This window comes from Pseudomonas lactucae, from assembly GCF_036688725.1.
Classification (GTDB): Bacteria; Pseudomonadota; Gammaproteobacteria; order Pseudomonadales; family Pseudomonadaceae; genus Aquipseudomonas; species Aquipseudomonas lactucae.
The window spans coordinates 77,373-96,641 of sequence record NZ_JAQQPT010000028.1 but is presented as its reverse complement, the minus strand read 5'-3'; the positions used below and the strand labels follow the sequence as shown (position 1 = coordinate 96,641).

The 19,269-nt window shown below is 60.3% G+C and carries 21 protein-coding genes; 16 read left to right on the top strand and 5 right to left on the bottom strand.

Translation table 11 applies throughout. From position 1 onward, the window contains the following. The first annotated feature begins 280 nt into the window (after window positions 1-280). Together rhtA and V6M90_RS26685 are read left to right on the top strand one after the other, a co-directional pair. Complete coding sequence (gene rhtA, locus V6M90_RS26690; RefSeq protein WP_332847406.1) at window positions 281-1,168, top strand: threonine/homoserine exporter RhtA; 888 nt, start codon at window positions 281-283, stop codon at window positions 1,166-1,168. Window positions 1,169-1,336: 168 nt separating this feature from the next. After that, window positions 1,337-1,618, top strand: a complete 282-nt coding sequence (locus tag V6M90_RS26685; protein ID WP_332847405.1) for a hypothetical protein — start codon at window positions 1,337-1,339, stop codon at window positions 1,616-1,618. Window positions 1,619-1,717: 99 nt separating this feature from the next. Here the strand turns inward: V6M90_RS26685 and V6M90_RS26680 are convergent, their stop codons facing one another. The 3 genes from V6M90_RS26680 to V6M90_RS26670 form a co-directional block, all read right to left on the bottom strand. Next, a complete protein-coding gene (locus V6M90_RS26680) occupies window positions 1,718-3,526 on the bottom strand; it encodes an aminopeptidase P family protein (protein ID WP_332847404.1) in 1,809 nt (602 codons plus the stop codon). 39 nt (window positions 3,527-3,565) lie between these two features. Beyond that, the gene (locus V6M90_RS26675) at window positions 3,566-4,726 is read right to left on the bottom strand and encodes a cysteine desulfurase family protein (RefSeq protein ID WP_003172988.1); all 1,161 of its coding nucleotides are present in this window, start codon (window positions 4,724-4,726) and stop codon (window positions 3,566-3,568) included. A gap of 234 nt (window positions 4,727-4,960) precedes the next feature. After that, window positions 4,961-5,230, bottom strand: a complete 270-nt coding sequence (locus tag V6M90_RS26670; protein ID WP_003172987.1) for a hypothetical protein — start codon at window positions 5,228-5,230, stop codon at window positions 4,961-4,963. A 398-nt stretch (window positions 5,231-5,628) separates the two neighbouring features. Here V6M90_RS26670 and msuE point away from each other — a divergent pair, with 398 nt between their 5' ends. The 4 genes from msuE to V6M90_RS26650 all read left to right on the top strand — a co-directional run bounded on the left by msuE (window position 5,629) and on the right by V6M90_RS26650 (window position 9,688). After that, window positions 5,629-6,192, top strand: coding sequence for an FMN reductase (gene msuE, locus V6M90_RS26665; protein ID WP_003172986.1), 564 nt, complete (start codon window positions 5,629-5,631; stop codon window positions 6,190-6,192). A gap of 9 nt (window positions 6,193-6,201) precedes the next feature. Then, a complete protein-coding gene (gene ssuD / locus V6M90_RS26660; protein ID WP_141063615.1) occupies window positions 6,202-7,344 on the top strand; it encodes an FMNH2-dependent alkanesulfonate monooxygenase in 1,143 nt (380 codons plus the stop codon). Between the two features lie 76 nt (window positions 7,345-7,420). Further along, window positions 7,421-8,572, top strand: coding sequence for an acyl-CoA dehydrogenase family protein (locus tag V6M90_RS26655; protein ID WP_181408598.1), 1,152 nt, complete (start codon window positions 7,421-7,423; stop codon window positions 8,570-8,572). 12 nt (window positions 8,573-8,584) lie between these two features. Next, window positions 8,585-9,688: a sigma-54 interaction domain-containing protein gene (locus V6M90_RS26650; protein ID WP_003172983.1), complete on the top strand. Its 1,104-nt coding sequence runs from the start codon at window positions 8,585-8,587 to the stop codon at window positions 9,686-9,688. Here V6M90_RS26650 and V6M90_RS26645 read toward each other — a convergent pair. Further along, window positions 9,677-10,042 carry an antibiotic biosynthesis monooxygenase gene (locus V6M90_RS26645; RefSeq protein WP_003172982.1) on the bottom strand — a complete coding sequence of 122 codons (366 nt, stop codon included), beginning with the start codon at window positions 10,040-10,042 and terminating at the stop codon, window positions 9,677-9,679. The two genes, V6M90_RS26650 and V6M90_RS26645, sit on opposite strands and share 12 nt — an antisense overlap. A gap of 98 nt (window positions 10,043-10,140) precedes the next feature. On the opposite strand from V6M90_RS26645, the gene soxR reads away from it, so the two are divergent. The 5 genes from soxR to V6M90_RS26620 all read left to right on the top strand — a co-directional run bounded on the left by soxR (window position 10,141) and on the right by V6M90_RS26620 (window position 13,484). Beyond that, window positions 10,141-10,581, top strand: coding sequence for a redox-sensitive transcriptional activator SoxR (soxR, locus tag V6M90_RS26640; protein WP_332847403.1), 441 nt, complete (start codon window positions 10,141-10,143; stop codon window positions 10,579-10,581). A gap of 89 nt (window positions 10,582-10,670) precedes the next feature. Further along, window positions 10,671-11,129 (top strand): VOC family protein, encoded by a 459-nt coding sequence (locus V6M90_RS26635; RefSeq protein WP_003172980.1) that lies wholly within the window; start codon window positions 10,671-10,673, stop codon window positions 11,127-11,129. Between the two features lie 290 nt (window positions 11,130-11,419). Beyond that, window positions 11,420-12,622, top strand: a complete 1,203-nt coding sequence (locus V6M90_RS26630) for a PepSY-associated TM helix domain-containing protein (RefSeq protein ID WP_003172979.1) — start codon at window positions 11,420-11,422, stop codon at window positions 12,620-12,622. Continuing rightward, window positions 12,619-13,158 carry a hypothetical protein gene (locus V6M90_RS26625; protein WP_003172978.1) on the top strand — a complete coding sequence of 180 codons (540 nt, stop codon included), beginning with the start codon at window positions 12,619-12,621 and terminating at the stop codon, window positions 13,156-13,158. The genes V6M90_RS26630 and V6M90_RS26625 overlap by 4 nt, the downstream gene beginning before the upstream one ends. After that, on the top strand, window positions 13,155-13,484 hold the full coding sequence (locus tag V6M90_RS26620; protein ID WP_003172977.1) for a hypothetical protein: 330 nt from the start codon (window positions 13,155-13,157) through the stop codon (window positions 13,482-13,484). Before V6M90_RS26625 ends, V6M90_RS26620 begins: the two co-directional genes overlap by 4 nt. 61 nt (window positions 13,485-13,545) lie before the next feature. Here the strand turns inward: V6M90_RS26620 and V6M90_RS26615 are convergent, their stop codons facing one another. Then, window positions 13,546-14,271: a UTRA domain-containing protein gene (locus V6M90_RS26615; protein WP_003172976.1), complete on the bottom strand. Its 726-nt coding sequence runs from the start codon at window positions 14,269-14,271 to the stop codon at window positions 13,546-13,548. Window positions 14,272-14,622: 351 nt separating this feature from the next. Here V6M90_RS26615 and V6M90_RS26610 point away from each other — a divergent pair, with 351 nt between their 5' ends. From V6M90_RS26610 to V6M90_RS26590, 5 genes are all read left to right on the top strand, one after another. Continuing rightward, on the top strand, window positions 14,623-15,699 hold the full coding sequence (locus V6M90_RS26610; RefSeq protein ID WP_003172975.1) for an ABC transporter substrate-binding protein: 1,077 nt from the start codon (window positions 14,623-14,625) through the stop codon (window positions 15,697-15,699). A gap of 143 nt (window positions 15,700-15,842) precedes the next feature. Then, window positions 15,843-16,649 carry an alkaline phosphatase family protein gene (locus tag V6M90_RS26605; RefSeq protein WP_042944435.1) on the top strand — a complete coding sequence of 269 codons (807 nt, stop codon included), beginning with the start codon at window positions 15,843-15,845 and terminating at the stop codon, window positions 16,647-16,649. Between the two features lie 5 nt (window positions 16,650-16,654). Next, window positions 16,655-17,491: an ABC transporter permease gene (locus V6M90_RS26600; protein ID WP_176156617.1), complete on the top strand. Its 837-nt coding sequence runs from the start codon at window positions 16,655-16,657 to the stop codon at window positions 17,489-17,491. After that, window positions 17,478-18,278 carry an ABC transporter permease gene (locus tag V6M90_RS26595; RefSeq protein ID WP_003172972.1) on the top strand — a complete coding sequence of 267 codons (801 nt, stop codon included), beginning with the start codon at window positions 17,478-17,480 and terminating at the stop codon, window positions 18,276-18,278. Before V6M90_RS26600 ends, V6M90_RS26595 begins: the two co-directional genes overlap by 14 nt. Further along, window positions 18,275-19,264: an ABC transporter ATP-binding protein gene (locus V6M90_RS26590; protein WP_305428966.1), complete on the top strand. Its 990-nt coding sequence runs from the start codon at window positions 18,275-18,277 to the stop codon at window positions 19,262-19,264. The genes V6M90_RS26595 and V6M90_RS26590 overlap by 4 nt, the downstream gene beginning before the upstream one ends. The last annotated feature ends 5 nt before the right edge of the window (window positions 19,265-19,269 follow it).

Here is a 19,269-nt window from a genome sequence, read left to right as displayed (position 1 = left end):
AACTTCCTTTTGGCTTCGATGAACTGAAGCGACTTGCTGTCGAAAACCACTTAACTCATTGTTTACCAAGGAGTTTTACGTTTCGACTGCGCCGGAAGTGGGGCGAATTATAGGCTCTCTGAATCTGTGGTCAAGCATTAAATTAGTTTTCTATCAAACATCCTAAGTACGTCCTATAAAGACGCTTAGCCCAGCTAACTGAGCAATATATTGCTCAACCCACCACAGTTAAGCATCATAGCGCCCTCTGCCTCTCAAATATGACTTCGGACGCTCCCCCATGACCACCTCCCCCCGCAGCCTGGCCTCGGTACTGTTCCCAGTTGGCCTACTGTTGATCGCCATGGCTTCCATTCAATCAGGCGCCTCGCTGGCCAAGAGCATGTTCCCTGTCGTCGGCGCACAAGGCACGACGACTCTGCGCCTGATCTTTGCCAGCGTGATCATGCTGCTCATATTAAGACCGTGGCGTGCCAAGCTGACGACCAAGTCCCTACGCACCGTCGTCGTCTATGGAATGGCATTGGGCGGCATGAACTTCCTCTTCTATATGTCATTGCGCAGCGTCCCCCTGGGCATCGCCGTCGCCCTCGAATTTACTGGCCCCCTCGCCGTAGCCATCTACGCGTCACGCAAAGCAGTGGACTTCCTCTGGATTGCTCTTGCGATCATCGGTCTGCTCCTGCTGATCCCCATGGGCGAAGCCAGCAGCGGCATCGACTTGACCGGCGCGGCTTATGCGCTGGGTGCCGGCGTCTGCTGGGCACTCTATATCCTGTTTGGGCAGAAGGCAGGCAACGACAACGGCGTTCAAACCGCAGCCCTTGGTGTGATGATCGCCGCTCTGTTTGTCGCGCCTATCGGCATCGTTCATGCTGGCAGCGCATTGCTCATGCCTGCGCTGATTCCAGTCGCCATCGGCGTCGCCATTCTGTCCACGGCGCTGCCCTATACCCTGGAGATGGTTGCACTGACTCGCCTCCCAGCGCGCACCTTCGGCACACTCATGAGCATCGAACCTGCATTCGGTGCGCTGTCCGGTCTGTTTTTCCTGCGGGAGTACCTGTCCCTGGCGCAATGGCTGGCCATCACCTGCATTATTCTGGCCTCGGTCGGCGCGACGTTGACCATGCGCAACGAATCAAAGCCTCTGGTTCCCGCCGATTGACTGTTCTTTGAAGGTTGCTCTGGTATTTGCCGTGCATTTAGGCCATGTTTAAGAAGCTGCAAACGAATGTCATTTCATGGAGATTTTCGACAAGGACAGCACGAACGCTACGCTCGAGAGCGAGTAGAGCCAGCTTCAAGCATTGCGAAGCGGCTATTAAGGATAGGAATGAAGCGAATTTTGATACTGCTGATGATCGTGGCCATTGCTGGCTGTGCCGCGACCACACGGACAGAAATAAAACGCGGTAAAAAAGGGCTGCACATCAACTGTTCCGGCCTGTCGTCTTCCTGGGACCAGTGCTATACCAGTGCGACCAACGCGTGCGGCACCAAGGGCTACCGGATTATCGCCAAGTCCGGTGACAATTCCGAGGAACCAGGGGATTACCCCTTCGGCCTCAACCCCGCCGGCTATACCAGCCGCAGCATGATCGTCATTTGCAAGTAAGCGACCGAGCAGTCCGTGTGCGACTGCTCAACCGCCTTTACCAGAGATATTCACGGCAGCCCCAACACGCCACCGGCAGGTAGCGCGCAGGGGGCTATATCAAATTGCCGCAGTACGCACCTGCAGCCACTCCAGCGCAGCGCCACTGAGCAACGGGCTCAGACGTTCGCGCACCTCAGCGTGATACGCATTGAACCACTGGCGCTCTTGCGCCGTGAGCAGCGACGTCTCCAGGCATCGAGTGTCGATCGGGCACATTGTCAGGGTTTCAAACGCGAGGAATTCGCCAAACTCGGTTTTGCCCGCTTCGCGGTTCAACACCAGGTTCTCGATACGCACGCCCCAACGTCCCGGGCGATAAGTACCCGGCTCGATCGATGTGATCATCCCCGGCTGCATGGCCGTTTGCGGCGCAGGAGCAGCCTGGTAGGCGATCACTTGCGGACCTTCATGCACATTCAGAAAATAGCCTACGCCGTGGCCCGTACCGTGGCCGTAGTCCACGCCTTCGGCCCAGATCGGCGCACGCGCGATCGAATCCAACAGCGGCGACAGAATCCCTTTCGGGAAATGCGCGCGAGACAAGGCAATAACCCCCTTGAGCACACGCGTGCAGTCGCGTTTCTGTTCCTCGCTCGGCGTGCCGACAGGCACCATCCGCGTGATATCCGTAGTGCCGCCAAGGTACTGGCCCCCCGAGTCGATCAACAGCAAACCATCGCCTTCGATCACGGCATGCTCTTCTTCGGTCGCATGGTAATGCGGCATCGCACCGTTGGCGTTGAACGCGGCAATAGTGTTGAAACTCAGCGACACATAACCCGGGCGACGCATGCGTGCAGCGGTCAGGTGTTCGTCGATGGTCAGTTCGGTAATACGCTCACGACCCAAGGCACTGTCCAGCCAGGTAAAAAACTCGCACAACGCCGCACCGTCCTGATCCATGGCCTGACGAATATGTTCGGCATCCGCCAGGCTCTTGCGCGATTTGGCGAGAGTGGTCGGGTTCAGGCCTTCCACCAGCTTGACGCCGGCATCGAGGTGTTCCAGCAGGCCGGCAGTCACGCGGGCCGGGTCAACCTGCAGGCTGGCTCCCGATGGCACCGCGCGCAGAGCATCGGCCACTTCGCTGTAGTCGCGCACTGTCACACCGTCGCGCTCAAGGACAACGCGCAGCTCGGCGTCAACTTTGCTCAACGCCACGAACAAGGTGGCCTGCTGTTGATTGATGAGTGCAAAGGACACAAACACCGGATTGAACGACACATCGCCGCCACGCAGGTTGAACAGCCAGGCGATGTCATCCAGGGTAGCGATGAAGTGCCAGTCGGCCCCCTTCTCTTTCAAACTGGCGCGCAGTGCGGCGAGTTTTTCGCCACGGCTGACAGTAGCCTGCGGCGGCAAGTGTTGATAGAGCGGTTGGTTCGGCAGGCTCGGACGGTCCTTCCAGACCTCATTGAGCAAATCGATATCGGTACGCAACCGCGCACCGCGCTCCGCCAGTTTGCTGCCCAGGGTACGCGCCGAAGCAACCGCCATCACAGCGCCATCCACCGCCACCACAGCACCCTCCGGCGTCTGTTCGGCCAGCCATTCCAACGGTCCTGGCTGGCCCGGCTGCAGCTTCACCAATTCGATGCCACTGCCCTTGAGCTCTTTGGTTGCCTGCTCCCAATAACGACTATCGGCCCACACCCCGGCGAAATCCGCGGTGACAATCAGCGTTCCGACAGAACCATGGAACCCCGACAACCATTGACGCCCCTGCCAGTAACCCGGCAAGTATTCGGACAAGTGCGGATCGGCCGACGGCACCAGCAAGGCATGGATGCCCTCGCGGCTCATCAGTTCGCGGGTCTGCGCCAGGCGCTGGGGAACCGTTCCATGGGTCAAAGGCTGCGTACTCATTGTGTCTCCTGCTAACCACTCATAATTGTTATGTGAAAATCAAACGGCCCAGAACGCCGGTGCACTGGCGAGCGCGGCCTTGATCAATTGCACGGCCTGATCGATGTCCTGCTCAGTGGTAAACCGACCCAGGCTCAAGCGGATGGTACGGCTTGCACTGCGCGCATCATGGCCCAGGGCCATAAGCACGTGGGACGGTGCATTGCTGGCGGAGCTGCACGCCGAAGTGGCAGAAAAAGCGATGCCGGCGCTCAGTGCACTGGCGTTGAATTCACCTTCACTGAACGTCAGGCTGAGGGTATGGGGAATACGCTGCGTAAGGCTGCCATTGAGGCGCACGCCACCGACCGTATCCAATTGGTCCAGCAGACGCTGGCGCAAGGCGATAATCCTGGCTTTTTCTTCAGCAAAAGACGCAGCGGCCAAGGCGAACGCCGTGCCCATGCCCGCGATCTGGTGGGTCGCCAGGGTACCGGAGCGCAGGCCACCCTCGTGGCCCCCGCCATGAATCTGCGCCAGGACCTTCTGTTGCGCCCGAGGCCCCACGTACAACGCGCCAATACCCTTGGGGCCGTAGAGTTTGTGCGCGGAAAACGACATCAGGTCCACCGGCCACTGCGCCAGGTCGATGGCCACCTTGCCCGCCCCCTGCGCTGCGTCCACATGTAATAACGCGCCATGTTCACGCACGCACGCGCCGATGGCGGGGATGTCATTCAGGGTGCCCAGTTCGTTATTGACCAGCATCAGCGACACCAGAAAGGTGTCGTCGCGCAACGCTTCACTCACCGCGTCGGCACTGATCAACCCGTCGGCGTCCGGGACCAGGTAAGTCACCGCCACGCCCGCTTCCTGCAATTGCCGTGCGGTATCCAGCGTGGCCTTGTGTTCGATCTGGCTGGTGATGATATGCCCACCCGCCACGCCGCGTGCCTGGGTCACGCCTTTGATCGCGAGGTTGTTCGATTCGGTGGCGCCGGAAGTCCAGACGATCTGCTCCGGCTGGGCACCGACCAATTCGGCCACCTGGTGACGCGCCTGTTCAACCGTTTGCCGGGCCGCCTGGCCGAACGCATGGGAACTGGACGCAGGGTTACCGAAATTGGCGTTGAAGCCCAGGCACTCGACCATCACCTGGATGACTCGTTCATCCACCGGGGTAGTGGCTGCATAGTCGAAATACAACGGACGTTTAGTCATGACAGTTAAGACTCGCAGAGCTGGTTCCCGAGAGCAGTGTCTCAGGAGGCATCGACCGGAACAGAGGTCGTCAGGTTTACCGCATCGAATGCCATTAAAGAAGGACCACTTTATGTAAATGTGCGTAGGAACGCTCCTGAAACTCAGCTTAACAGGCTGAAGTCACGCCATGGAAAACAAAAAGCCCGAGGTTCCTCAGGGGAAACCTCGGGCTTTTTGCCGCACAGCGACTGCTCAACTGGGACGACCATGCAGAACCACGCTGCGCTCGGCGTTCATTTCGCCCTGACGATCAAAACCGAAGGGTTTCTGCGGCTGCCCGGTCAGTGCGGCGCGCTGGCGTTGATACTCATCAAACGACAAGCCGCGACGGCTAAGGGCTTCGAGGGCCAGTTGGCGTGATTCTTCGGCGGTGTAGGGACGCAGCTCAGGCGAAGGATGCGTCGCACAACCGGCGAGGACAGCGGTGACAAACAATAAGGAAACAGCGAGAAATCGGTTCATGGCGGTAGCCCTGCAAAGGAGGTTTCGAGTCAATGAACACAGGCTACTCCCGGCCTTACCCAGTGAAAAATCACCTCCCGTGATAGTCGCTATCAACCGCCAAGGCACCTTGGATAGCGCCAACTTAATATTTCATTAAGTTCTATAAATATGGAAATTTGTTCGTTTACGGAATAAACACAACCCTCTATAACTGGCTCCAATTCGGCCCTCAACTGTTCACCACGCAACTGTTGTCCACGCAACAGCCATTCAACAAATCGGCGGGCAGACAACAGCGGCATTGGTCAGCAGCGGGGCCGCAGCCCACGGCGTTCAAGGCTTGCACTGATTGGTACAGCTCTTGCTCAACACCTTGCACAACCCTGCTATGTACCCTGTTGAAAAAGGAATTGTTCATGAGCCGTCCCCTGAATGTCGTCGCCCTCTCCGGCGGAACCTGGCGTCCGTCCCGCACCTTGGTACTGACTCAAGCGTTACTGGCCGAATTGGCCAGGCTGCTGCCGATCCAGGCCACCCTGATTGAACTGGGCGACATTGCCAGGCCACTCGGCGGGGCGCTGTCCCGTGACGAGTTGCCCGACGACGTCGAAGCACAATTGGTGGCTATCGAAAAGGCTGACTTGCTGATCGTCGCCGCACCGGTCTATCGCGGCTCTTACCCCGGACTGCTCAAGCACCTGTTCGACCTGATCGGCCTCAATGCCCTGATCAATACGCCGGTATTGCTTGCCGCCACAGGCGGCAGCGAGCGCCACGCCTTGGTCCTCGATCACCAGCTTCGCCCATTGTTCAGCTTCTTCCAGGCGTTGACCCTGCCGATTGGCGTGTACGCCACCGAGGCCGACTTCACCGACTACCAAATCACCAGCGAGCTGTTAAAGGCCCGAATTCAATTGGCGGCAGAACGTGCAGCACCGTTGTTTGCTGCGCATGCCCCCTCTCTGCTGAAAATCGCTTAAGGAAGGGTCATGGACGTTTTCTGGTTTCTACCGACTCACGGCGACGGTCACTACTTGGGCACGACCCAAGGTGCGCGGCCCGTCACCCTCAACTATCTGAAACAGGTGGCTCAGGCGGCTGACAGCCTGGGTTACCACGGCGTGCTGATTCCTACCGGACGTTCGTGCGAAGACTCCTGGGTCATCGCCTCGGCGCTGGTGCCGCTGACCGAACGCCTGCGCTACCTGGTGGCGATCCGTCCGGGCATTATCTCCCCCACCGTCTCGGCGCGTATGGCCGCGACACTGGATCGCTTATCCAACGGCCGTTTGCTGATCAATGTGGTTACCGGTGGTGACCCCGATGAGAACCGTGGCGATGGCAGCTTTCTTGACCACGCAGAACGTTACGAAGTCTCCGACGAATTCCTCAGAATCTGGCGTCGTGTATTGCAGGGCGAATCGGTGGACTTCGAGGGCAAACACCTGCGCGTGCAGAACGCGAAGGCGCTCTACCCTCCCGTGCAAAAACCGTATCCACCGCTGTACTTCGGCGGCTCGTCCGACGCGGCGCACGACCTCGCCGCCGAACAGGTCGACGTGTACCTGACCTGGGGCGAGCCCCCCGCCGCCGTCGCGGAAAAACTTGCGGATGTGCGCGAGCGCGCAGCTCGCCACGGGCGCACGGTGAAGTTCGGTATCCGCCTGCATGTGATCGTGCGCGAAACCGAAGAAGACGCGTGGAAGGCCGCCGACCGACTGATAGAGCACATCAGCGACGAAACCATCGCCGCTGCGCAAAAATCCTTCTCGCGTTTTGATTCCGAAGGCCAGCGCCGCATGGCGGCCCTGCACGATGGGCGTCGCGACAACCTGGAAATCGCCCCCAACCTGTGGGCCGGTGTAGGCCTGGTGCGCGGCGGTGCCGGCACCGCGCTGGTGGGTAACCCGCAACAAGTGGCCGCACGCATCAAGGAATACGCCGACCTGGGCATCGAGAGCTTCATCTTCTCTGGCTACCCGCATTTGGAAGAGGCCTATCGCTTTGCCGAGTTGGTGTTCCCGCTGCTGCCGGAACCCTATGCCAGTCTCGCCGGGCGTGGCATCACCAACCTTACTGGCCCGTTCGGCGAAATGATTGCCAACGATGTGTTGCCGGCGACAAAGGCCTGAGTTCAGTAAGAACGGCCAAATAGACATTGAGGAACACCGCGTGACAGCCAAACCCCACAGCGCCCTGCCATCACCGATGCAGACCGCCAAACTGCTGGCCGCCAAGTTCGCCCTCAGCGCCGTCGAGCGCGATGAGCGCGGCGGCACGCCCAAGGCCGAACGCGACGCTCTGCGCCACAGCGGCCTGCTGGCGCTGAGCATTCCGACCCAATACGGCGGCCTTGGCGCGCGCTGGAGCGACACCTTGGGCATCGTCCGAGAATTGGCCAAGGTCGACAGTTCCATCGCTCATGTCTTCGGTTTCCACCACCTGATGCTCGCCACCGTGCGCCTGTTTTCGCGCCCGGAGCAATGGCAACCCTGGTTCGAGCAGACCGCACGCAAAAACTGGTTCTGGGGCAACGCCCTCAACCCGCTGGACACACGCACAGTGGTCAAGGATTTCGGCGGCTGGCGCGAATTTTCGGGCAAGAAAAGCTTCTGCTCCGGCGCCAGCGACTCGGAAATGCTGATCGCCTCCGCAGTGGATGAAAGCGCCGGCGGCAAGCTGTTGATTGCGGCCATCCCCAGCGGGCGCAGCGGCATCACCTTGCACAACGACTGGAACAACATCGGCCAACGCCAGACCGACAGCGGCAGCGCCAGCTTCGAGCGGGTGCGCGTCGAGGAGTCGGAACTACTGCTCGACCCAGGCCCGCTGAGCACACCCTTCGCCTGCTTGCGTCCGTTGATTGCCCAACTGACCTTCACGCATATGTTTCTTGGCATTGCCGAAGGCGCCTTTGACGAAGCACGCAACTACACCCTCACCGAAACCCGCGCCTGGCACAAATCGTCAGCCGAGGATGTGCGACAAGACCCTTACGTGTTGCACCACTACGGCGAATTCTGGGTGGCACTGGAAGGCCTGCGTCTGCTGGTGGAACGCGCCGCCGAGTTGCTCGACCGCGCCTGGGCAAAAGGCCCCGGCCTCAGTGAAAACGAACGCGGTCAACTGGCGATTGCCATCGCCACCGCCAAGGTCGCGGCCACCCGCCAGGGCCTGGACCTGTGCAGCCGCCTGTTTGAAGTCACCGGCGCGCGTTCCACCCATGCCTCCCTGCGCCTGGACCGTTACTGGCGCAACCTGCGTACACAAACCCTGCACGACCCGGTGGACTACAAACTCCACGAACTGGGGGACTGGGCGTTGAACCAGGTCCTGCCGACTCCGACGTTCTACTCATAAGAAGAGGTGCCCATGCAGCTTTTAACCTTACCGCCCTCGCCCGCCCTTGCGACGTCGATCCGCGCCACGGCCCAGGTCTTCGAGGACCCGAAGTCCCAGGCGTTGCTCGACCATATCCAGCAAGTGGCACCCAGCGAAGCCAGCGTGCTGATCATCGGCGAGACCGGCACCGGTAAAGAGTTGGTGGCGCGCCACATTCATAACCTCAGCGCACGGCGTAACCGCCCATTCGTCGCGGTGAACTGCGGCGCCTTTTCTGAATCACTGGTGGAAGCCGAACTGTTCGGTCATGAAAAAGGCGCCTTCACCGGCGCTCTGAGTGCCAAGGCCGGCTGGTTCGAAGAGGCCGACGGCGGCACCTTGTTCCTCGACGAAATCGGCGATTTGCCGATGGCGATCCAGGTCAAATTGCTGCGCGTATTGCAGGAGCGCGAAGTGGTGCGCCTGGGCTCGCGCAAGAGCATTCCTATTGATGTGCGCGTACTGGCCGCAACCAATGTGCAATTGGAAAAAGCCATCAATGCCGGGCATTTCCGCGAAGACCTCTACTACCGCCTCGACGTGGTCAGCCTGGAACTGAGCCCGCTGCGCGATCGGCCCGGCGATATTCTGCCGCTGACCCGCCATTTCATCGAAGCCTACAGCCAGCGCCTGGGTTATGGCCCGATCACCATCAGCCGCGAAGCCGAACACAAGCTCAGAAGCTACAGCTGGCCGGGCAATATCCGCGAACTGGAGAACGTGATTCACCACACCCTGCTGATCTGCCGCAACGGCGTCATCGAACGCGACGACTTGCGCCTGTCGAACATGCGCATCGAGCGCCAGGACGACAGCCAACACAGCATCGACAACAGTGCCGAGGCCTTACTGGAACGTGCCTTCCAGAAGCTCTTCGAAGAACAGGCCGGCGCCCTGCATGAAAAGGTCGAAGACGCTCTGCTGCGCGCCGCCTACCGTTTCAGCCATTACAACCAGGTGCACACCGCCAACCTGCTGGGCCTGAGCCGCAACGTCACACGCACACGCCTGATCAAGATCGGCGAACTGGCGGTGAACAAGCGCCGACCAGGAGAAAATGTGCAGGGTGAGCGCATGCTGCACCTATCCATATAAGCGGCAGTGCAACGCATTGTCATGACTGCGCTCGAAACTGCGCAGTACCTGGAACGAACCAAAGGTCACGGCCGTAGCCTGGTGAGCGCGGATCAGCGTCCAGAAATCTTCGTCACCCTGCTCAAAACGCTTGAACGCCGCCTCGCCATCCGCACGGGACTGCCAGTGCAGGTAGTTGAGAACCCGGCGTCCGTCATCGCTGACCTGCACGCTTGCACTCAAGAAGCCGACATGGCCCTGGGCCAGACGTTCGCTTTGGGTAGACAAGGCCGCTACCAGGGCGACTTGCTGCCGGGGCTCGATATGAAACTCGATCAGTTGAGTGAAGCTGCGATTTTTCTCTGATACCTGCATGAACACTCCCCTTTCTATGTAGGCAGAATCTTGCGATCCAGTGCCACGCAGGGTAAAACCTCTAGTTAAGTCAAGGTCAAGTACTTAATCGGAGTTTTATGGTCACCAAGGAACTCACCGTTGGCCAATTGGCCGCGCGCAGCGGCGTAGCGGTCACGGCCCTGCACTTCTACGAAACCAAGGGCCTGATTACCAGTCATCGCAACGCCGGTAATCAACGGCGCTACCCACGGGATGTATTGCGCCGGGTGGGGGTGATCAAGATCGCCCAACGTCTTGGCATTCCTCTGGCAACGATTGGCGAGGCGTTGCAAACGCTGCCAAATGGCCGCACGCCGACGGCCAAGGACTGGGAGTGTTTATCGGCACTCTGGCGCGAAGATCTGGATGAACGCATCAACAGGCTGTTGCTGCTGCGCGACAAGCTCAACGGCTGCATTGGTTGCGGGTGTCTGTCGCTGGAGGCCTGCCCGCTGCGCAATCAGGACGATCAACTCGGGGAGCGTGGGCCGGGGGCGCAGTTGCTGGAACCCACTTGAGTCTTCTCGTCGGGACCCACGGAGGCCTTGATTGGCGTGGCCTATAGTGAAAAGGCCACCCCTTCGCAATCCCAATCAAGGAGAACGAGATGAACGTTAAACCCATCCCCGAGGGCTATCACAGCATTACGCCCTACCTGGGCATCGACAAAGCCTCTGATGCCATCGAATTTTACAAAACCGCCTTTGGCGCCACCCAAGTCATGCGCCTGGATATGCCCGACGGCAAGGTCGGCCACGCCGAACTGCGCATTGGCGGCTCGCCGATCATGCTGGGTTCGCCGTGCAATGAAATGGCCCTGCGCAATCCGGGAGAACACACCAGCGTCGGTTTGCATCTGTATGTGGAAGATGTCGACGCGCAGTTCCAAAAAGCTGTCGCTGCCGGCGCCACCGTGGTGTCCGAACCGAAGGACCAGTTCTATGGCGATCGCTCCGCGAGTGTGAAGGATCCCTACGGCCATCTCTGGTTCCTGGCCACCCACAAGGAAGAACTGACCGAGGAACAGATTCGCGAACGGGCCCAGGCGATGTTTCAGCAAGGCTGACGGTCCAGGCGCAACGACTGCGCGGCGGTCTCCGGCCTTTTGGAGCGCTGCGCACTCCGGCGCAAGCAAGCTTGCTCACTCCAGAAAACCCGCCTCCCCGTTCATATCCCGCAAAGCCGCAACCCGATCTTCGTGCGCCGCAACCTCTGAAACATTTTATTTCATTTATGCCTTAGGGCTTTCTCACTCTCATCCGTCTTAACTTAGATACAGCCCGTCGCGTCAGCAAAAGCTACGACCGGCCTTTTCGGGCCCTGCATCGCCCTCCTCCGCTCAAGACCCTCGTTCCTATGTCGAAGAAGTCGCGCTCCAAACTCTGGTTTCTCGTACACAGCTGGCTGGCGTTGCCCATCTGGTTCTTTGTACTGATCGTCTGCGTCACCGGGACCCTGGCGGTGGTCAGCCAGGAAATCGTCTGGCTGGCCAACCCGGATATCCGCGCAAGCAAGCCGTCGGATAACGCTGAGCCACTCAGTTATGACCAGCTCATTGCCGCCATCAAGCGCGACGAGCCGCAGGTGTACGTCGAGTCGATCAGCCGTCCGGACGAATCGCACTTCGCCCTGAGTGTCAACCTCAGCTACCCCGACGGGCGCTCCGTCGAGGTGTATGTCAACCCGTACACCGGGACGATCCAGGGCATCAGCCCGTCCTTCAATTTCCAGGCCTTTACCCGCGCCCTGCACGGCTGGTGGCTCGTGCCGTTTACCAACGGCTACAGCTGGGGCTGGTACCTGGTATCGGCGCTGGGTATACCGCTGCTGGCATCGCTGGTGACGGGGCTGGTGGTGTACAAGAAATTCTGGAAGGGCTTCCTGCGCCCGACCCTGCGCGTCCGCCACGGGGCGCGAATCTTCTGGGGCGACTTCCATCGCCTGAGCGGTATCTGGTCGATCTGGTTCATCGCGGTGATCTCCATCACCAGCATCTGGTTCCTGATCCGCGCGATCCTGGGAGACAACCAGATCTCGATCTCCACCGAACCCGTCGACCCGGTGATCGCGCGGGACAAGGTGCCGATGTCCGCGCCTGGCGTACCGGCGCCGATGATTCCCTTGGACGATGCCATCAGGATCGCCACGCAACGTATCCCCGGCCTGGAGGCGAGTTTCGTCAGCCTGCCGCTCAATGCCTACAGCCACCTGCAGATCGGTGGGCGCGGTTGGTACCCACTGATGTACCAGACTGCGCAAATCAACCCCTATGACGGGGATATCGCCGCGGCGCACCTGCTGTCCGATCGCTCGAAACTGGAGTTCGTCACCGAGTCCATGCGTCCCCTGCACACCGGCGACTTCGGCGGATTGTGGATCAAGCTGATCTGGGCCTTCTTCGGCCTGATCATGAGCATGATGGTGCTGAGCGGCCTGCTGATCTGGACCAAGCGCACCGCCCTGGCCACCCTCAACGCCTTCAAGCGCGAAGCCAAGGCCCAGCGCAAACCTGTTTCCATTGCCGCCATGCCGGCTGAAACCTCGCAGGCCCCTCAATGAGCAACGTCGCTTGTGGTACACCGCGTTCGCCACTGCGCGCCTTTTGGCTCAAATGGCGCTTTCATATCAACCTTTTGCTGGTGCTTGTGCCCCTGGGTTTCATGCCCAGGTATTTCTCCGACGCCGCACTGCTTCGCGGCGACACCGGCATCGGCGAGCGGGTGGTCGGTGACGTGCAGGTCGGCCCCTGGAGCCTGACCCTCGCCGAGTTCCGCAATGAAGGCCCGCAGCCGGATCCGGCCGGTCCCATGAAGTTTTTCAACGCGGCCCTGTGCGACACCTGCGCCGACCAGGTCAAGGCCACTTACCTGCGCATCGGTAAACCCCGCAGTCTGCGCGCCGCCGGGGTGATCTTTTTCGGCACGCCATACCGCATGGGCGCTGCCGTGCCGGTGCCGGAGCGCACGCCTGCCGACGCTCACCTGTGGGTCACCATGGAAGGCTGGGACGGCAGCGTGCACCAGGGTTCCATCCCGTTGAGCCAGGCCTCGCCCGCCACCGTCGCCTGGCTGAACAGGCAAGGAGTTAAACCATGACGTTAAAGCGCCTGACACAGGCCGGTGCTGCGCTGTTGCTGTGTGCCGGTTTCAGCAGCACCGCCCTGGCCCACCACCCGATGTGTGAATGCAAGGAAATTTCCGGCGAGCAGATCCAGTGCAAGGGCGGCTTCTCCGATGGCAGCGGCGCACCCGGCGTGACCCTGGACGTGATCGGCTACGACGAAACCATTCTGGTGCCCGGCAAGCTCGGCGAGGACTCGACCCTGACCTTCAAGAAGCCATCCGCCGAATTTTATGTGCTGTTGGATGCCGGTCCCGGCCACGTCGTGGAAATCGAGCAAGCGGATATCCAGCCACAATGAGTACCACACAGGTTGTATGCCCCGCCGGTATCAGCGCTGGAAACCAACGTGCACTCTGTGATCAAGGTGTTGACCCCATGACATCCACCCCCACATGAATCGCATCATGCCGCCAGAACTCCAGGTCGCAGTCGATCAAGCGCTGGTGCTGGTCATAATTGACCCGGGCGATACGCAAGCCGGGGCTGCCCACCGACACGCGCAACGTGGCGGCGGCTTCCACCGGCAGCGATGTCGGCACGATCTCAAAACGTACCCGGCCGTAGTGCAGGTCGTACTTGCGCGCGTACAACTCCGTCATCGACTGATTCAGATCGCACTCAAGAATCCCTGGAAAATATTGCGGGTTCAGGTAGTGCTCGACATACAGCACCAACCGCCCATCAATCCGCCGGCCCCGGCAGATCTGGATCACGCTGGACAGCGCCGGCAACTGCAACCACGCGCAGACCGCCGCCGAGGCCGGTTGCAGGCGCGCGCTTATCACTTCGGTCGAGGCCACTCGCCCCTGGTCATTGACCATTGCGTGAAAGTGGCTGCGTTGCATCAGGTTGTAGGCCAGCCGTGGCGGCGAAACGAACCAGCCCCGGCGCTCTTCACGATAAATCTGCCCTTGGGCTTCCAGTTGTAACAAGGCTTCCCGCACGGTGATCCGGGTGGTACCAAACAACTCGCTGAGCTTGCGCTCGGCCGGCAGCTTGCTGGCAGGCGGCAACAGGCCGTGGTCGATCTGCTCTTGCAGCGCCAGGCCAATGGAGGTTACCGCCTTGATTGCCTCATCACGCATCAACGTTACCTATCTGGACTAGACCAGCACCGTTCAGGTGCATAAAGCGCTCGGTAAATGTGCTTGTACTACCGCATACCAGCCTAGGTATTACAGATGACCGACAGATGACAGTCCGCGCACCGCCTCGCACTCCATCCTGCAATAGATCGGCCAAGTCCAGGCCATCCGGGCACTCGAGCATGGTCTACGCTAAGCCTGCGCGCAGCGACCTTGGCGCGCTAAAAACGACATCGACATGAAACTGTCATCCATCGAGCCTAAATTGGCTCAGGTATTGCTGACCTAGACCAACACCACCGCTAACGTTCATAAAAAACGCCGCGTTGAAAACGCCCAAAGGAGCTTCGGATGAAACAGCTTTTCCTGGCATCACTGTTAGGCTCGACCATTGCCATGTGCACCGCCGCCATGGCTGCTGATACCGATCTAAAAACCTTGGAAGCCGCCGCAAAAGCGGAAGGCGCCGTCAACAGCGTCGGCATGCCCGATGACTGGGCCAACTGGAAAGGCACCTGGGAAGACCTGGCCAAGACCTACGGCCTCAAGCACATGGACACCGACATGAGCTCGGCCCAGGAAATCGCCAAGTTCAAAGCCGAAAAAGACAATGCCAGCGCCGACATCGGCGACGTGGGCGCAGCGTTCGGTCCGATTGCCGTGAAGCAGGAAGTGACCCAGCCGTACAAACCGTCCACCTGGGCGTCGGTGCCGGATTGGGCCAAAGACAAAGACGGTCACTGGGCCCTGGCCTACACCGGCACCATCGCGTTTATCGTCAACAAGAAGCTGCTGCACGGCTCCGAAGTCCCCACCAGTTGGGCCGACCTGCAAACCGGCAAGTACAAAGTGTCGGTGGGTGACGTGAGCACCGCGGCCCAGGCGTCCAACGCCGTGCTGGCGGCGGCCATTGCCAATAAAGGCGACGAAAAGAACATCGCACCCGGCCTGCAGTTTTTCACCAAGATCGCTCAGCAAGGTCGCCTCGGCCTGTCCAATCCGACCATCGCCACCATGGAAAAAGGCGAAATCGAAGTGGGCATCGTCTGGGATTTCAACGGCCTGAGCTACAAAGCAAAGATGGCCAACCCGGATGACTATGTAGTGCTGATCCCATCGGACGGCTCGGTGAAGTCCGGCTACACCACCATCATCAACAAATACGCCAAGCACCCGAACGCCGCCAAGCTGACCCGCGAATACATCTTCAGCGACGCCGGCCAACTCAACCTGGCCAAGGGCAATGCGCGTCCGATTCGGGCTGAAACCGACCTGAAACTGCCGGCCGATATCGCCAAGAACCTGATCCCGGGCGAGCAGTACACCAAGGCCAACCCGCAGCCGATCAAGGATGCCGATGCCTGGGAAGCGACCTCCAAGAAGCTGCCTCAGCTGTGGAACGAGCAGGTCATCGTAGAGATGAAGTAAGCCTGTCGCCCACATTGGAAATCCAGTGGAGATCCAATGTGGGAGGGGCGGTGCGACGATTCGACTTGCCCCTCCCACATTTTTGACCCCCCGTTCCTCCAGAGGCATTGAGCCAAGCCAATCGTTGCGGAGCATCGCCCCCCATGAAGCACCCAGTCATCCTTGTCGTGCTCGACGGCCTGAACTTCGAGGTCGCGAGGCACGCCATGGGGCACTTGCAGGCCTATGTCGGCGCAGGACGCGCAGCCCTCTATACACTGGAATGTGAACTGCCTTCGCTGTCCCGCCCGCTGTATGAATGCATCCTGACCGGGGTGCCGCCGATCCAGAGCGGCATCGTGCACAACAACGTCTCGCGCCTGTCCAACCAGCGCAGCATCTTCCATTACGCCACCGACGCCGGTCTTGCCACGGCGGCGGCGGCTTACCATTGGGTCAGCGAGTTGTATAACCGCACGCCCTTTCTCGCCGCCCGCGATCGTCATACCGACGACACGGCACTGGCGATCCAGCACGGGCATTTCTACTGGAATGACCATTACCCGGATTCCCACCTGTTCGCCGACGCCGAAAGCCTGCGGCTCAGGCACGCGCCGGACTTCCTGCTGGTGCACCCGATGAACATCGACGACGCCGGCCACAAGCACGGCCTCGACACCGCGCAATACCGCAACAGCGCACGCTCGGCCGACATCATCCTTGCCGACTACCTGCAAGGCTGGCTCGACGCCGGCTACCAGGTGCTGGTAACCGCCGACCACGGCATGAACAACGATCGCTCCCACAACGGCCTGTTGCCGGAAGAGCGCGAAGTGCCGCTGTTTGTACTCGGCGATGCCTTCAGCCTGGATGCCAAGGCCACGCCGAAACAAACCGACTTGTGCGGCACCGTCTGCGAACTGTTGGGCGTGCCCCACGACAAACCCGTCTGCCGGGAGCTATTGAAGTGAATGCCATGACTCGCGGCAAATGGCTGGCGCTGCTGTGCCTGGTGCCCTTCGCGCTGTTCTTTATCGTGTTCGAAATCGCGCCGCTGGTGTGGGTGCTGATCAACAGCCTGCAAACCGAGGAGGCCGGCTGGGGCCTTGAAAACTTCGTGCGCATCTTCAGTTCGAAGTTCTACCTGCAAGCGATCCAGTTCAGCCTGGAGATCAGTTTCTACTCCAGCATCTTCGGCATCATCATCGCCACCCTCGGCAGCTACTCGCTGCGCCGCGTGGATTCGCCGCTGCGCAACTTCGTCACCGCCTTCGCCAACATGACCAGCAATTTCGCCGGCGTGCCCCTGGCCTTCGCGTTCATCATTTTGCTGGGCTTCAACGGCAGCATCACCCTCATGCTCAAACAGGCGGGGATCATCCAGGACTTCAACCTGTATTCCAAAACCGGCCTGATCATCCTCTACACCTACTTCCAGATCCCCCTCGGCGTGCTGCTGTTGTACCCGGCATTCGATGCGCTGCGCGAAGACTGGCGTGAGTCGGCGTCCCTGCTCGGTGCCAACGGCTGGCAGTTCTGGCGGCATATTGGCCTGCCGGTACTCACGCCCGCGCTGCTGGGCACTTTCGTGATCCTGCTGGCCAATGCCCTGGGTGCCTACGCCACCGTTTACGCTCTGACCACCGGTAACTTCAACGTGCTGCCGATCCGTATCGCGGGGCTGGTCTCCGGCGATGTGTCACTTGACCCGAACATGGCCAGCGCACTGGCCGTGGTGCTGGTGGCGCTGATGACCCTGGTCACGGTGGTCCATCAACTGCTGCTCAAGAGGAGCTACCATGTCTCGCGCTGAAGCCGGCCCGGCCACCCTCTACCACCGGACGGTGGTGTACCTGCTGTTTGCAATCCTGGTACTGCCGCTGGTGGGCACGTTTATCTATTCGATTGCCAGCAGTTGGTCGGCGACCATTCTGCCGGCCGGCTTTACGGTGAAGTGGTATGTACAGCTGTGGAGTGATCCACGCTTCCTGATGGCTTTCGGTCAGTCACTACTGGTGTGCGTGGGCGCGCTGATCCTGTCGGTGGTGCTGATCCTGCCGCTGCTGTTCGTGGTGCATTACCACTTCCCCAAGCTCGATGCGCTGATGAACATCCTGATCCTGCTGCCCTTCGCGGTGCCGCCGGTGGTGTCGTCGGTGGGCCTGCTGCAACTCTACGGTTCCGGACCATTCGCAATGGTGGGTACACCCTGGATTCTGATCGGTTGCTACTTCACCGTGGCGTTGCCGTTCATGTACCGGGCGATCACCAACAACCTGCAGGCGATCAACCTTCGCGACTTGATGGACGCCTCGCAACTGCTCGGCGCGAGCACCTGGCAAGCGGCGATCTTCGTGGTGTTGCCCAACCTGCGCAAAGGCCTGATGGTGGCGCTGCTGCTTTCTTTCTCGTTCCTGTTCGGTGAGTTCGTGTTCGCCAACATTCTGGTGGGCACCCGCTACGAGACCCTGCAGGTGTACCTCAACAACATGCGCAACAGCAGCGGCCACTTCACCAGTGCCGTGGTCATTTCCTATTTCTTCTTTGTGCTGGTGCTGACCTGGGCCGCCAATATCTTGAACAAGGACAAAAGCCAATGAGCTTCGTCAGCGTCCAACATTTGCAAAAAGGCTACGCCGGTACGCCGGTGTTCAGCGATATCAACTGCGAGATCGCCAAGGGCGAGTTCGTCACCCTGCTCGGCCCGTCCGGTTGCGGCAAATCGACCCTGCTGCGCTGCATCGCCGGGCTGACCTCGGTGGACAGCGGCAAGATCCTGCTGGACGGCCAGGACATCGTCCCGCTCAGCCCACAAAAACGAAACATCGGCATGGTGTTCCAGAGCTACGCGCTGTTCCCCAACATGACCGTGGAGCAGAACGTCGCCTTTGGCCTGCGCATGCAAAAGGTCAACGCCGACGACAGCCACAAGCGCGTACAGGAGGTGCTGCAACTGGTGGAACTCAAGGACCTGGCCGGGCGCTACCCACACCAGATGTCCGGCGGCCAGTGCCAGCGCGTGGCCCTCGCCCGCTCCCTGGTCACCCGCCCGCGCCTGTTGCTACTGGATGAGCCGCTGTCGGCGCTGGACGCGCGCATTCGCAAGCACCTGCGCGAACAGATCCGCCAGATCCAGCGTGAACTGGGGCTGACCACAATCTTCGTGACCCATGACCAGGAAGAAGCCCTGACCATGTCCGACCGCATCTTTCTGATGAACCAGGGCAAGATCGTGCAAAGCGGCGATGCCGAAACCCTCTACACCGCGCCGGTGGACGTGTTCGCCGCCGGGTTCATCGGCAACTACAACCTGCTCGATGCCGACAAGGCCACCCAATTGCTGCAGCGCCCGATCAGCGGGCGCATCGCGATTCGTCCCGAGGCCATCGAACTAAGCCGCAGCGGCGAGCTGGACGCCTTGGTACGCAGCCACAGCCTGTTGGGCAACGTGATCCGCTACCGCATCGAAGCGCGGGGCGTGGAATTGGTGGTCGATGTGCTCAACCGCTCTGCCGACGACCTGCACCCGGACGGCCAGCGCCTGGCACTTTCCATCGACCCCAGTGCACTGTGTGAAGTAGCCTGATGCAA